The sequence below is a fragment of the Nocardia sp. genome (genome assembly GCF_025465275.1).
Lineage (GTDB): Bacteria > Actinomycetota > Actinomycetes > Mycobacteriales > Mycobacteriaceae > Nocardia.
The window spans coordinates 1-13,440 of sequence record NZ_JAODNK010000089.1 but is presented as its reverse complement, the minus strand read 5'-3'; the positions used below and the strand labels follow the sequence as shown (position 1 = coordinate 13,440).

Below are 13,440 nucleotides of genomic sequence, written 5' to 3'. Positions count from 1 at the left end.
GCCCTTTGCTCGCTCCACGAAGCTAGGCTGTCGTCCGAACATCGACGTGCCGGCGGCGACGAGCCCGCCCGCGACCGACGGCGCCTACCCAATTCTGTTTCAGGCATACATATTTCACCTCGATGTCAGCACAACAAGTCAACGGAAAGGCGCTTGAGGTGAGTCCAGAGCAAGACCGATCAGTCGTGGTCACACAGACCCGCGAAGCCACCGACGACCTCTGGCAAGCCCTGACCGATCTGCTACCGCAACTGTCGACCTCGGCGCCGACCTTGACCCGCGGACACCTCGATGCGCTCCTGGCCACTCCCAGCACGAACATGCTGGCGGCGCGTCTGGACAGCACGATCGTCGGAGTCACGATCCTAGTGATATATCCGCTGATGAGCGGGGTGCGAGCACGCATCGAAGACGTCGTGGTCAACCAGAGCGTGCGTGGCTGCGGTATCGGTGAAGCACTCACCCGCGCCGCCATCGAGCTCGCCAGAGCGCACCACGCCCGCACCGTCGATCTGACCTGCACACCCTCGCGCTCGGCCGCGCGCAAGATGTACGCGCGGTGCGGATTCCAACCGCGCGACACCACGAACTACCGCTTGTCGATCTGAAACCCTCGCGTCGCCGTGCGTGAGCGTGGGCTCCTGTTCAATCGATCCTTGGAGGAATGCATCAATGAGTGATGATCGAGTAGAGGCCGAACAGCTGCATGCGCTGGCACTGCAGTTGGCGGCGATCGCGCAGAACGGCATCACCTTCGTCCGCGATGTCTTCGATGCCGAACGCTACGAGCAGGTACGGACGGTCAGCGCCGAACTCATGGCGCTCATCGGGACCGGCGACACCGCGCAGTTCCGCGAGATCCTGGCTGCGGAAATCGGTTACGCCACACCAAAAGTGGACGTTCGTGCCGGAATATTCGATCAGCAGGGCCGCATCCTGCTGATCCAGGACCGCAGCGATGAACGATGGACCCCACCGGGCGGATGGGCCGATCTCGGAGATACCCCACGCCAGGTCGCGGAAAAGGAGGTCAAGGAGGAGTCCGGCCTCCTCGTGCACGCCCATACTCTGGTCGCCTGCCTGGACCGCGACACCCAAGGCCACACCCCGAAACTGCCCTCCTCGGTCTACAAAATGTTCTTTCTCTGCGATGTCATCGACGCCACCGGCGAACCGAGCCCGGTGGAGACCATGCAGATCGGATACTTCCCCGTCGACGACCTGCCACCACTGTCTGTAACCCGCATCCTGGAGCACGAGATCCAAATGATGTTCGACCACTGGAAGAACCCTGGCAAACCCACCGTGTTCGACTGAAAATCGGGCCGCCGCTGACGCTGGACGCGAAACTGGTCGCATGGCGGCACGAGCCGTCTCCTGAAGCGTCGGCGGCCTGAGGTTATGCCTGGACCGCAGCTCAGCGCCTGCGAGCGTCTTCGGTGGACCAGGTCGCCAGATCGCCTTGGCGTCCTTGTAACTGGTGAGCTCGACGAGATCGACATTCAGAGAGTGCCGCTAGTTCGAAGGATCCGAAAGTCCGGCCCGAATCCCAGTTCGTCTACCGGTAACGAGCCCGCTGCGGACCCAAACCAGCCCATCGGCACCGACGCGAACGGAAGACCAGGCTGAGGCACGTGCCGGTCGGGCGTGCAGCGGTGCAGCGGTCCTTGTGCGGCATCGAGGATCACCCGCATGTGAGGGTCGATGTGCGAGACGAACAGGGTGCTCATCGCCGTTCTGTCTTCGGCCAGACGTGCTGTTTCGAAGACTGCGCGCAGGGCGGCGAATCGAACTGCGACGCCATGGTGTGCCCACCATTGCCGGCACCAGGTGTATTGCCCTTCGCGGTGATTGGCGGCGACGCGCACCGCGGTCACCGGTAGCAGCCATTGCTCGACGAAGTCGGTGTAGTGCGCAAACCGCGGCGGCTTACGCTTCCCCCGCTCCCCATCGCTGACGTTGGATGGTCGCCGCATGTCTCCGAACCACCCCGGCAGCACAGGATCGGCGGAAAGTGCTTGCAGTGCCACATGTTTGGTTCGTGTGCAGCGGTGCAGCGGCCCGTTGGCAGCGTCGAGGATGACTCTCATGTGGGCATCGATATGGCTGAGCATGAAGGTCGATATCGCTCCGCCGGAGCGGCTGCGGCGGGAGGCTTCGAACGCGTTGTGCAGGGCCGCGATACGCACCGCGACCGGGCGGTGGCGCCACCACTGCGGGCACCAGGTGAAGGTTTGTTCCCGGTTCGCCTCGGCGAGACGAACCGTCTGGAAGGGGAAGAGCCATTTCTCGGCGAAGGTCACGAAGTCCGGGTAGGCCGGAGGCTTGGGTGGATTCTTCGGGGCACCGCTGGACTGGGGTATGGCATTGGCAGAGGGTGTGGTCATTGTGGGGCGTCTCCGTCCTGTCCGGATGGTCTGGTTGTACGGGGTTGTTTGCGCAGGGAGACAACGTGTTCGAACTGGCGCAGTGACGCGGTGACGAGCGGGGCGAAGACCGGGTGGTTCCACCAGAAGACTTTGCGCACGAGCATCGGCTGATGACCAGGCAAGCGGATCAGGGCCCGATCCTTGGGCATTGCACCGAGTTTGGCGACGTTCAGGACAGGTTCGGAGCGCCAGGATGTGGTGCGGTTGACGCCGCCGGGGCCGCGGGAGCGGGAGTGGTCGGCCACGTCGTGCTCATCGATCATTTTCGACCATTCGTCGAGGTAGCCGACGGAGGCGATGTTGCCGCCGTAGATCTCGATCGATTGGGCGCGCATGATTTTCACGCCGTTGACGCCCCAGAGGTCTTCGCCTTGTTCGAGAACCTGGATGATGGTCATCAAGATGATTCCGCAGCCACCGCAGTAGGTGTAATAGCTGGGCAGCTCACCGATGCGAGCGCAGTTGGCCGCTTCATCGAGCACCGCCAGCAGCGGCACCGCCAGACGGCCGTCCAAGCGCCCTCGAGCGACAGCGAGCGCGGCTTCCAATATCTGGCCGACGAGCGCGGCGGTCAGCGGACCGGCCGAGTCGGGGCCGGTCATGGACAGGGCGTACAGGGTGTCGGTGCTGCTAACGAACTCGGCGGGCTTGAACTCGGGCAGGTGATGCCGTGCGGGTTCGCACTGGACGTCGATGACGATCTTGTCTTCGCCTTCGTAGACGCTGAAACGCCTGCGGGTGGGAGGTGTGACCATGCGGGCATAGTTTTCGTCGGACAGGACGTTCAGGAAGCGTCTTCCCATGTCGTACAACCCATCTCGCTGCCGAGCATACAAGCTTTGGGCATCCAGGATCCGTTGTGCAGGCCGGTGGTGGCCGTGGTCGCGCAGGATCAGGGCCGGGGTTTGGTCCTGGTCGCCGGAGAGCCATTCGGCGACGTGTAGTAGGTCGCCGCCGACGCAGGCGGCGGCAAATGCGTACAGGCTCAACAGTTCTTGTGCGCCGCCGTCGAAGTAGGTGTCGACTTTGGCGTTTGCTTGCTGGGCGGCGGAGCCGGAGGAGCCGCTGACGAAGAACGCCGCGAGTTTGCGTGCCGCGGGCAGGCTGGTGACTTGCGAGAGCAGGTTCACCCAGAAGTCGCACTCGGCGCGCCCGCAGACCGCTTGCAGGTCACACAGCCAGATCCGGCCCTGTTGCGCACGCCCGTATCGGGTGTGCCGGTACAGGTCCGGCTTGTTGCTGGTCGCCAGCGCCGGCCCCCACGCGGACAGCACCGCGGGTATCGCCCAGGCCATTGTTTTGCCGGTCCGCTGACCGGCAGCGATGAACACCCCCAGTTCGGCGGGGATGAACAACTCGACGTCTTGGAGCACGGTGCGCCCCAGCGGTGGCCCCGGTAGTTCCCTCACCTCAACGGGGGCATCCTTGAGCAGTCGCGCCGCCGCGGAGAGGTTGTCGCTGTGTCGGGCGATGGTGATGGTGCGAGGTGGTGCCATGGTTCGTGCGGCCGAGTCGATGCCACTCGGGTGCGGGAGGCGGGGACGGATCATCGCGGCAGCGCCGACTGCCGTGAGCACGAGCGCTAGTGCGACACAGGTGGATTGCCAGGGCCAGTGTCGTCGTCCCAAAGCCAGCTGAAGGTAGGCGGCGACCGGGTTACCGGTGACCGGCAGTCCGGCCCACCACTCCCCCAGGCACATCGCTGCCCACCCGGCCAGGCACAACAAGACGGCAGCGAGAAACAGCAGGAGCAGCCAGGTTTCCTCGCCGAGTCCGCCGGTGTTACGGCGTCGCGTTTCTCGCGTCGGCAACCCGATCATCTCCTTCCACCTCTGGGGATAGAGCTGTGGAGGAATGCGGGTTTTGTTGTCGCGCAGTAGGTGTCATAGGTCAGCGCCCATGTCGCGTTCGATCGATGCTGGGGTGCTGGGCTGTGGTGGATCTACTGGTGCCGTCCAGGTGCTGTCGTCTATGTCGGCGAGTACGGCGTCGATCGCTTCGACGATCCGGGTGCCGTCGGTGGCTGCCACGTCGGTATCGAATCGGTTGGGACGGGTTGTCTCACTGCCGTTTTCAATTGCGGAAGTGAGTTCGAGGTGCGGGCCGGGACCCTGGTGGACGCCGCTGTCGGCGATGTTGTTGCGGGACGCTGTGGAGAGTGCGCGGTCGCGTTCTTCGGTCAGTTGTGCGATGCGGCCCAGGCGGGGGTGGGAGGGTTCGGTGCTCCAGTAGATGCCGTCGCGGCCGAGGAGGTAGGCGCGGTCGATGTCGGCGGCGTGCACTCCGGCACGTAGTGCGTCGCGGCGGGCGGCAGCCGCCCCGTCGCGCAGGGCTTCCAACCGGAGGATGCGGGCTTGGTCGTCGTGGCCGTCGAACGCCTCAGCCACCGTACTGTGCTCACAGGACAGGTCCTGGATTTCCCGCAGCAGGGCGGCCTGTCGTAGTTCCCATGCCGCGGACTCCCCGTAGTTGTAGGAGATCGGTGCGTCCCGAATCACGCGCGGCAACAACGCGGTACGCGCGTCGTGGCCGGTGTCGAGGTCACCACGTTGTCTCTCGGCATCGAGGACTTCCTCGGTGGCCGCGATGGTTGCATCGATCTGCTCGAGGGTGAATTGAGGGGTCGCGCTGCGGATGTCGCGGGGCGCTCCGAGTGTGCGCTCCACGGATGTGCGAAGGTCGGGGCCTTGCTCTGCCGGCGGGGAGAGGGAGGGCTCGGGCGGGTAGAGGTTCGGGAATCGGTGCCCGGCGTTCGAACCCACGGCTGTGGTGGTGTCGTGGCCGTGGCCGGTGATGGCGCGGGCTTGTTGCAGGCTGCGCCACAGGTCCTCGTCGATGGCGAGTTCTCCGGCGCTGCGGGCGCGGGCGAGTTGGTCGAAGTTGCGCCGTGCCAGATCCGGGCGGGCCTCCCACCCCATGACGGCGGACTGCAAGCTCTCCCACGTGCGCCGAAAGTGCGGGGATTCGTGTCGTCCCCATCGCGCGGCCAGGGTGTCGGCGTGCGCGTTCAGTTCCGCAGTATCGGCTGCAGTGAGCCCGAACGGGGCGATTTCTCGGAGTTGGTAGTACTTGGCGAAATCGGCCCGTAGTTGTCGTTCGGTGCTGTTGGCGGCGTCGCGGTAGTAATCAGGGTTCGCGTAGCCGATCGGTTCGGCGATCCACGTCATGGCCCGACTCCCGAGCCGGGGTCTGCAGAAGGAGGTGTCGAGTGTTCGGGTCCGGGGGCCGGGTTCTCGTCGTGGTGCAAGGGTGAGTCGGTATCGGTCAGCGTGGCCTCCACAGCCGCGCTGATTCCCCTGCCGACGGCGAGCTGCTCATCGGTAACTGACACAGGCTCGGATTTGTCGAAGAGGTTCGCCAAGAGCAAAGTCACGTTGGCGTTTTGAAGCTTCGTCAGCGACTGCAGCCCGGGTATTGGATCCTTCCGTGGCGCCGGGCCCTGCCAGTCGGCATCGACAAGGTCACCCAGTAACTCCCGCAACGAATTCTCGTTGCGGGTCAGGTGATCGCCGAGCGCGTCGATCGCGGCCTGCGCGGTCTCGAGCCGGCGAGTGAGGTCCTGGACCTGCTCGCGTTGCTCGGCGGCCTGGCTCTCCGCGTGATACAGCTGCTCGCTGAGTTGTTCGAGGCGACCGAGCCGCCTATGTGCAGGCTGTTGATCCCAGGAAACCCCGCTGCTGCCAGCATTTTCGGCGTCCTCGATCTCGGCGGCGTCGATCCCGGCGTGCACGGCCTCGGCTCGTGCCTGCTGCAGATCCTCGCCGACCCCGTTGACGAACATCGCCCAGCGATGCTTCCGGTCCCCGAAATCGAGGTCGTTCTCGACCGCGTTTCTCATCCATGCCGACCGCAGGGCGGCGAAGTTCTGAACGGCTCTCAGCTTGGTCGCTTGGACCGCATCGATGTCGTTGCTGCCGAAGCGATACGCGATCGCACCGGCGCGTAGCGCCTGCGGCACATCGAATTTCGACGCATACGCTCGCCGAGCAGATTCACGACCGTCGCGCTGCGGGCCGAGTTCAGATGCTGGCGGGTCGTCTCCGCCGCTGCGTATTTCTGAGTCATTGTCGGACATCATGTTCCGCCCTCATGATTCGAAGCGGTCCGTAGCGGATAATGAGATCCGTTGCGGTGGTGGTGATGTCCCTCGCGGTTGTGTAGTGGTTTCGCGGTAGCAGCGCCAGCGCCACGACGAATCAGGATCTGCGGGCGCCTCAGCAGCTAGCCGACGTCATCGGAAGACCAGGCACCAAGGCAATGTCAAGGTTCAGGTCCGCTGCTGTGCGGTGGCTCCGTGGCCATCGGACCGCTCTCGGATAGCTCATATGCCCAGCTCCAGGTCGCATCCGCTGGCAGGGCAGCATCGATCGCGGTCTGGATGTCCCCATGCCCGTTGGTAGACGGCTCGGCCATGTCAGCGCGGAGTGTGTCGGTGGCTTGGTCGAGAAGTTGTTGCGGTGTCGGTGGACGGATGCCGATGCGGTGCACAGGTTCTCCGGTTCGGGCATCGACGGGAATGTAGGGCGGAAGTGCGCCGTCAGGGTTCGGTTTGCTGTAGTGGCGCCAGGCGAACTCGACTGCCAGGTCGTCCCACCCGTTGACCGTGGCCGCCGCCAAACGCCGTACGTCTTCGGTCTGCCCTGTCCCCCAGAGGTTTTCGGCATCGTGGACGGTTATCGCAGCGGCGTCGGCCAGGGTGGAGATCCGTGTGTGCAGCAGGTCCATATTGCGCTGGTATTCACGCCCGGCAATGGGGTCGCGCCCGAATTGGTATCCGATGTCGGTCAGTCGTAGGTCGCGGGCGGCGGCCACGAAGGCCATGCGTTGCAGGTTCCACAGGTCCACGCTGAGCATGTCCAGATAGAACTGCTTGGCCTCACTCGGTTCCTCGGGAACCATCACCTTCCCCGCCGGAGCGGTGCGCCCGGCACCGACGTCGCGGGCACGCTCGATCCACGATTGCGGCACCCCGACCGACAATGCGATCCGTTCGGTGGATTCCCGCACCGCGGTCAGCGCGTCGAGATGGTTAAGCCAGTCTGCTTCCGGGTCGCTGTCGGTGCCGTCGTAGCCATCGGCGCCGAGGCTTTCGATACGAACGAAGTCGGCGGCAAGGTCGTGCACTCGCCGCAGCAGGTCGTTCTTCCACTGCGGAATCGACGCCTTGTCCGGGAGATACTCCGGATCTGTCATCACCATCACCTTCTGTGTTCACAGTTGTTGCACGACAGCGCTATTCGTTGAGCGCGGTCATGGATGGATTTGGCTATCGACGCCGGGGGCAGCGCTGTACAGGTCAGCTCCGGGCAAGGGTGCGGCGTCTTCATGCCACGTCGTTGATGTTCCGTCCGACAGCGCGGCGTCGATGGCCGTCGTGATCGGATCACCGTCAGCACCCTGCGGTGCAGGCTGGATAGCGATCGACGTGCCGGCCTCGAGCAGCATCCGAGTCGGTGACATCGGCATGTCGGGTAACGGCACGTCGGGGCCGTGCTGTCCGGCGCGGCGCATCTTGGCCAGGGACTTACGCGCCTCGGCCGCGACGGTGACGTCGCCGTATTTGCGCCAGCGTGTGTGCAGGTCGGCGATGTCGCGCCCACCGAGGTAGTGGTCCACGCGCCGCTGCCACTCCGCGCTCGTCACCGACCACAGCGCGGCCCGTTCCCCGGCGTCCATCCCGATGGCGTGGGCGGCCCGCCCGGCCCGCATCCATACCGCTTCCATATTTCGGTGGAGCTGTTGGGCCACCACGGTTTCCATGCCGGTCTCGGTGTCACCGGGTCCCCGTGTGTGCTGGTAGGCGGTGTGGACGGCCGCCATGTCTTTGAGCCGCTCGATATCGTCGGCGACTCGTTGTACAGTTCTGCGCCTTCCCTGGGGAGCGGGGTCGGGCAGCGGCTGATCCTCGCGCCACTCGAACCCGCGCTGCCCGAGCGTGCGGACTCGATCTATCCATTCGGCAGGCACACCGGCGGCCCGGGCCTTGATCTCGGTTAGGTCCCTCTCGCGGTCCAGGGCGTTGATCCGTGTGATTGCCTCTGTGGCAGAGGCTGCATCGCCGCCGGATTCGTACATGCGCTGCATCAGCTGCCCGCTCCGCAACGCGAGCCGTTGAATCTGCTGCATCAGTTCGACGTGTTCGGCCGGGATCTCGCGGCGGGAGTTCGACACATCGTTCGCTGGCTCGGTCATAGCTCGACCCCTGGAGAAGCGTCTGTTTTCGGTGGTGCCGCACCGTTGTCCGGGGTAGGAAAGGGAGGCCATTGCAGGTCGGCGTCTGATGAGAGCGCAGCGTCGACGGCGTGGTCGATGATGTGTGCCCCCGAATCGCCGGGTCCGGCCCTGAGTGCCTGGGTGACGTGCTCGAACATGTTGTGCGGGGCCGGAATTGGCGAGACAGCGTCGGCGTGACTGGGGTTTATGCCCAGTGTGGTCAGGTCGCGGTGTGCGCTTTCGGCGATGCCCGGCCAGGCATAGATGCGCCAGCGTTCTTCCAACCCCGCAGCGTCGTAGGTGGCGACCGAGGCGCCGATGATCTGCTGCCACCCGCCGGGGTCGGTGGCCCACATCCCTGCCGATTCGGCGGCGGTCAGGGAGATGGCCTGTGAGACCGCGGTGGCGCGCATCCACAGGGCGGCCATATTTCGCTCGTATTGGGCCGGTACCTGCGGGTCTTCGAAGTAGTGTGCGTCGGAGGGAAGTTGTTGATCGCGCACCACGTGGATCGCGGCCATGTGCTGCAGTTGCCAGGTGTCGTTGACGACGCCGTCGATCATCATCTCCCGGACCCGATCTCCCGGTTCTACCGTGTCGAGGGGAGCACGAAATCCTTGATGTCCCTGCAGGAGAGCGTCACCGACGTCGATCTGGGAGATCCCGACGGACAGCGCCTGGGTGACCGTCTCCTCGCGGGAGATCGCCAGCAGTTGCAATTGTGTGCGCCAAGCCAGTATCGGGGCCTCTCCTGCCCCTTCGGTTATCCGGTATCCCTGCTGGAGAACTAGGGCGCGGTCTGCGGCCAGGTTCTGGATACGGCCCAGCAGCCGCGCATGCCAAGTCGGCACACTTGCCGACGGTGTGAACGGATTCGGTTCGCTCATGTCGCTTCCTCTGTCGTCGAATCATGTTGTTCAGGAACTGGTTTCATGCATCGGTCACCACGAACCGGATGGTCGAGAGGCCCCCTCATGGTTCGACCCCAGGAACAATCGGGGACAACGGCGCGCGATCGGGGTCGTCGGTGCTGACGAACTCGGTGCCGGTGTCACTGGTGATGCCAGCGGCGTCGATCGCCTCCGTGATCTGCGCGCCCGGCTCGGCACCTGCAGCGCTCAGTTCGGGTGGTGTGACCGCGGACAGGTGGTGCTCGATCAGCTCGGCCATGTCGCCCGGTTCCGGCAATGCCTGTGCACCTGGCACGATTCCGGCGTCGTTGAGGGCTGTGGCTTGCAGAGCGAGTTCGGTCGTCTCGGTGCGGGCGTGTGCACGCCAGCGACCGGCCAGAGTGAGGGGGCTGTGGTCACGAACGCTCTCGGCTGCCGCGGACCAACTGTGCGCGCCCCAGAGTCGTTCGGCTTCGGCCTCCGATACCTCCAGCACGGCGGCGACGGCATTGATCCGTTGGCTCAGGACCCGCAGCTTCCGGTCGAACATTTGCGCGGTCCCGACCTCTGATTGCGCGCCCCGTTCTCCGTAGACCGCCTTAACCGCGGCCATGTCCTGGACGTGGCGGACCTTCTGCCGCAGATCGCTCAGGAGCTGGTCTCTGTCGATGAATTGCGTTTCGCGCCAGTGCAGGTCCCCCCGCCATGCCATGCCCAAGTCGCCACGTTGGCGGCATTGGGTGATCCACGCTGCCGGGACGCCCGCATCCGCGGCGGCGTTCTCCAGCGCTTGCCACAGCCTCGCCCGCCCGTGCAGATCCTCGTACCAGGAGGCCGGGGGCGCCTGCCCGGTTGATTGCTGTGTGGCTTTGGCGCGGTCCTGCATCACCCGCACGGTCGCGGCGTGAACGTGCACGGCCTTGAGGACTTTCACCTGCATGCGACTCGGCTTGCTCATCACAGCCCCCTCGCAACCAGTTGCTTTGTGCGCGAATGCGATTCCGACATCATCCGGATGTGGCCGGTCATGGTTCGATCCCGGCCTCGGGCAGGGAGGCCGACGAACGTGTCACGTCGGAACCAGGGCTGCCCGGGTCGGCGCCTTCGCTATAGCCGTCGATGACCTCGGCGTCGATGATGTCGGCCGCGTCGAGGGCGGCCTCGATCATGGTGCCGTCCGAGCTGGGCGGTTCCGGGTCGCCCGAGTTCTGCTCTGCGTGGTGGTTCACCACGATGTCGAAGTTGAGTTCCTCGGCCAGACCATTGACCGCGCGCCATACCGCTGGCAAGTTGCCCGGTCCGGGTATCGAGGGCTCGGTGTCGGTGTCGGTGTCGAGCAGGTCGTCGGGGCTCAGATCGGTGTCCTCGGTGAGCCTTTCGTCGAAGGCGTCGGCGTGTGATCTGTGTTGGTCGGACAGATCGGCGGTGCTGTGGGCGGCCGCGTAGGCCGCTGCCGCGCGCATCGCTGCGCCATGGTCGCGGTCCTGCGCGTTGAGGGTCTCGGTGAAACCTGCGGCGCGGCGCCGAATCTCGATCAGCAGCCGCTTGTACTCGACTTCGAGGTCGTGGCGCTCCTTCTCCCAGCCAGAACTGTCGAGTAGGTTCTGGCGCTTCAATTGGTGAAGGTCGTCTTCGTTCGCGCGTTCGGCCGCACTGTCGGCCGTACGCCGATCCAGGTCCGCGTCGCCACGCTCGAGGACACGCCGTTTGATCCGGCGTTCCAGAACGTGCAGTTCTTCGGCGCGGTCGAACTGACGGTCTTTGAAGTGCTTTTCGAGGTGGAACAGTTCACTTTCGTTGCTCTGGCGACTGTGGTAACCGGCCACTTTCAGCTCGTGGACTTCGGTGTTCTGTTGCCTCCGCAGCTCGGCGTCGTCGGTGCGGCGGTCGAACTCGACCTGTGACCGCGATTCCGCGCCGCGACGCTGAAGCAGGTTCATCGTCATCGCGGCCGTCTGCATGGCTTGCACGAATCCGGCCCGGACCGCTTGCCCGCCTTCCTCGACGGGGTCGCCGCTACTCATGTCCTCGCCTCCAGCGCTGAAATGTGCCACCCCACAGCAGAACTCGGGCGGGTCGCGCGGATATAGACCGCCAGGCACAGCTGGGGGCCGTCTGGTGGGTGCAGGTCCACGGCAGCGACGCGGGCGAAGGTGGTGTCGCCGTCGAGTGGGTGGTCATCGTCCCCGAGGCGCGCTGTCGCGGTGACGTCGATTCCGAGACGGCTCCATTGCTGCCACTGCGTGCGCGTGATCGGTGCCAGCACCGCGCCGGTGGTGTCCCAGTGCGCAGCGAAATCGTCGTCCATCAACGGCATTGCAGCCCGGAAGGACGCGCGCTGGTCGGCCTGCTCACCGGGGTGGTAGGTGAACACTGTTTGCAGTACCGCGATGGCCACGTGCGGGGCCGAGCAAGGATCGATTGTGTTGAAAGGCTCTGCGAACGGCGCTGCTAGACAATGGGTACCGCTGCTCGCACCGTCGGAGGCCGAGACCCGACTGCAACCGCCCGCACCAGCGGCAGCAAGGAGTACCCACGCGCTGCCCGCGATCATGGCTCGCCTGGTGGTGGGCCATCCGGTGGCCGGTGTCATGCCAGCCCCTGAGGATTGTGAATGAGAGTTCCGAGATCAGTTGTCCACCAGTCGATCCAGCGCTCAGCTGGATGGGCGAGGGCGGGATTTTCAGGCGCCCCGGCGAATAGGTCCAGCATCAGTCCGCTGCTGATCGCTGCGGATTCGACCGCGCTTCGGTCGACGCCGGAGTTGGCCACGCCCAGCCGCAGGGTCGCGGTGTCGGCGCCCCACTCCTCGCGTGCGCGCGCAGCGATCCAGACAGCCTGAAGTGCACCGACTGTCGCGGCTTCCTCCTCGGTGGCGATGGCCAGATCAGTGTGGAATCGGGAATGCCAAATGACCGTCCGGTCGGGCAGGCATACGGTGAATGTGCGCACTGTGGCGGCGCTCCAGAGCACCAGATACGGGCCACGGGCAGCTAGGGCCGCCATCCGATCTTCGGGGGTCGTGAGCTTTCCCCCGCGAGGAACCTGGATGTCCTCGGATACGCCAGCAGCCCGGGCGTCGGACTGGTCGTGCTCGTCGCGGCCGGTTCGGCCCTGTTGAGTCGTGTTGTCCTCTGTCACAAACGTTTCCCTTCGCTGGGTTCCGGTTCGGCCGGCAAACTGAAGCGCCGCACATCCAGGCGGTCGCCCTCCCACAACGGTGCGATGGTGACGGTCTGCCCGGTCTGAGGTGCGTGCAGGACGAGGTCTTGGCCTTTGTCGTTGCGCCCGTAGTAGATGACGACGTGGTGGGAGCTGCTCTCGCCCGAGGAGGTGAAGAAAATCAAGTCGCCGGGTTGACGCTGCTCGAACGGCACCACCTGCGCCGCCGGGTCGTCCTGCTGAGCTTGGGTGTAGTGCGGCAGCCGCAACCGGCCGCCGGCGGCTTGATAGACCGCGTACAGGGTCAGACCCGAGCAGTCGAACCCACCGCCGGTCGGCCCGTTCTGATCTCCGCCGCCCCACACATACGGTGTCCCGATCCATTTCTCGGCCGCCGCGATGACCGCGGCACCGAACGCACTCGCCCCTGCGGGCAGCGGCGCACCGGATCCGTTCGCTCCGCACCCTGCTGCGGGTTGACCGGCCTGAACCGCAGGCATCGATCCCGGGGCGATGTTCGCGAACTGTGCGAACAGCCGCTGTGCGAGATCCAGTTGTCCCGCATACGCATTGACCTTGGCCGCTTCGATTGCTTGGGCCAGGTCGGCCGGGGCGATGCGGTCGCGGTCGGGGATCTTGTCGGCGTGGTCGTAGAACCAGTTGATCTGATAGATCGGGTTCATCAAGGTGTCGATGCCGACCGATCCCCAGACGCTGACACGCAGCTGGTGCGGGCCCACCGAGTC

General features: G+C 65.2%; 15 protein-coding genes. 3 read left to right on the top strand and 12 right to left on the bottom strand.

From position 1 onward, the window contains the following. Positions 1-185: 185 nt before the first annotated feature. Positions 186-608, top strand: a complete 423-nt coding sequence (locus JWN03_RS21380; protein ID WP_297617773.1) for a GNAT family N-acetyltransferase — start codon at positions 186-188, stop codon at positions 606-608. A 64-nt stretch (positions 609-672) separates the two neighbouring features. Beyond that, positions 673-1,317: an NUDIX hydrolase N-terminal domain-containing protein gene (locus JWN03_RS21375; protein ID WP_297617770.1), complete on the top strand. Its 645-nt coding sequence runs from the start codon at positions 673-675 to the stop codon at positions 1,315-1,317. 185 nt (positions 1,318-1,502) lie between these two features. Here the strand turns inward: JWN03_RS21375 and JWN03_RS21370 are convergent, their stop codons facing one another. From JWN03_RS21370 to JWN03_RS21330, 9 genes are all read right to left on the bottom strand, one after another. Further along, a complete protein-coding gene (locus tag JWN03_RS21370; protein WP_297617767.1) occupies positions 1,503-2,303 on the bottom strand; it encodes a DUF4913 domain-containing protein in 801 nt (266 codons plus the stop codon). Between the two features lie 80 nt (positions 2,304-2,383). Continuing rightward, on the bottom strand, positions 2,384-4,249 hold the full coding sequence (locus JWN03_RS21365) for a type IV secretory system conjugative DNA transfer family protein (protein WP_297617764.1): 1,866 nt from the start codon (positions 4,247-4,249) through the stop codon (positions 2,384-2,386). 63 nt (positions 4,250-4,312) lie between these two features. Beyond that, positions 4,313-5,596 carry a hypothetical protein gene (locus JWN03_RS21360; protein ID WP_297617761.1) on the bottom strand — a complete coding sequence of 428 codons (1,284 nt, stop codon included), beginning with the start codon at positions 5,594-5,596 and terminating at the stop codon, positions 4,313-4,315. Then, complete coding sequence (locus JWN03_RS21355) at positions 5,593-6,387, bottom strand: hypothetical protein (protein ID WP_297617758.1); 795 nt, start codon at positions 6,385-6,387, stop codon at positions 5,593-5,595. The genes JWN03_RS21360 and JWN03_RS21355 overlap by 4 nt, the downstream gene beginning before the upstream one ends. A gap of 302 nt (positions 6,388-6,689) precedes the next feature. After that, positions 6,690-7,622 carry a hypothetical protein gene (locus JWN03_RS21350; protein WP_297617755.1) on the bottom strand — a complete coding sequence of 311 codons (933 nt, stop codon included), beginning with the start codon at positions 7,620-7,622 and terminating at the stop codon, positions 6,690-6,692. Positions 7,623-7,679: 57 nt separating this feature from the next. Continuing rightward, positions 7,680-8,621, bottom strand: coding sequence for a hypothetical protein (locus JWN03_RS21345; protein ID WP_297617753.1), 942 nt, complete (start codon positions 8,619-8,621; stop codon positions 7,680-7,682). After that, positions 8,618-9,529 carry a hypothetical protein gene (locus JWN03_RS21340; RefSeq protein WP_297617750.1) on the bottom strand — a complete coding sequence of 304 codons (912 nt, stop codon included), beginning with the start codon at positions 9,527-9,529 and terminating at the stop codon, positions 8,618-8,620. Before JWN03_RS21340 ends, JWN03_RS21345 begins: the two co-directional genes overlap by 4 nt. An 85-nt stretch (positions 9,530-9,614) precedes the next feature. Further along, the gene (locus tag JWN03_RS21335) at positions 9,615-10,490 is read right to left on the bottom strand and encodes a hypothetical protein (RefSeq protein WP_297617748.1); all 876 of its coding nucleotides are present in this window, start codon (positions 10,488-10,490) and stop codon (positions 9,615-9,617) included. Between the two features lie 67 nt (positions 10,491-10,557). Beyond that, the gene (locus JWN03_RS21330) at positions 10,558-11,148 is read right to left on the bottom strand and encodes a hypothetical protein (RefSeq protein WP_297617745.1); all 591 of its coding nucleotides are present in this window, start codon (positions 11,146-11,148) and stop codon (positions 10,558-10,560) included. Positions 11,149-11,151: 3 nt separating this feature from the next. Between JWN03_RS21330 and JWN03_RS21325 the strand changes: the two genes are divergently transcribed. Continuing rightward, the gene (locus tag JWN03_RS21325; protein WP_297617743.1) at positions 11,152-11,436 is read left to right on the top strand and encodes a hypothetical protein; all 285 of its coding nucleotides are present in this window, start codon (positions 11,152-11,154) and stop codon (positions 11,434-11,436) included. Positions 11,437-11,552: 116 nt separating this feature from the next. Here JWN03_RS21325 and JWN03_RS21320 read toward each other — a convergent pair whose 3' ends face one another. From JWN03_RS21320 to JWN03_RS21310, 3 genes are all read right to left on the bottom strand, one after another. Next, positions 11,553-11,930 (bottom strand): hypothetical protein, encoded by a 378-nt coding sequence (locus tag JWN03_RS21320; protein ID WP_297617740.1) that lies wholly within the window; start codon positions 11,928-11,930, stop codon positions 11,553-11,555. Between the two features lie 191 nt (positions 11,931-12,121). Further along, complete coding sequence (locus JWN03_RS21315) at positions 12,122-12,673, bottom strand: hypothetical protein (protein WP_297617737.1); 552 nt, start codon at positions 12,671-12,673, stop codon at positions 12,122-12,124. Further along, on the bottom strand, positions 12,670-13,440 hold a 771-nt coding region (locus tag JWN03_RS21310; protein ID WP_297617734.1), incomplete at its 5' end, for a C40 family peptidase. The genes JWN03_RS21315 and JWN03_RS21310, both read right to left, overlap by 4 nt.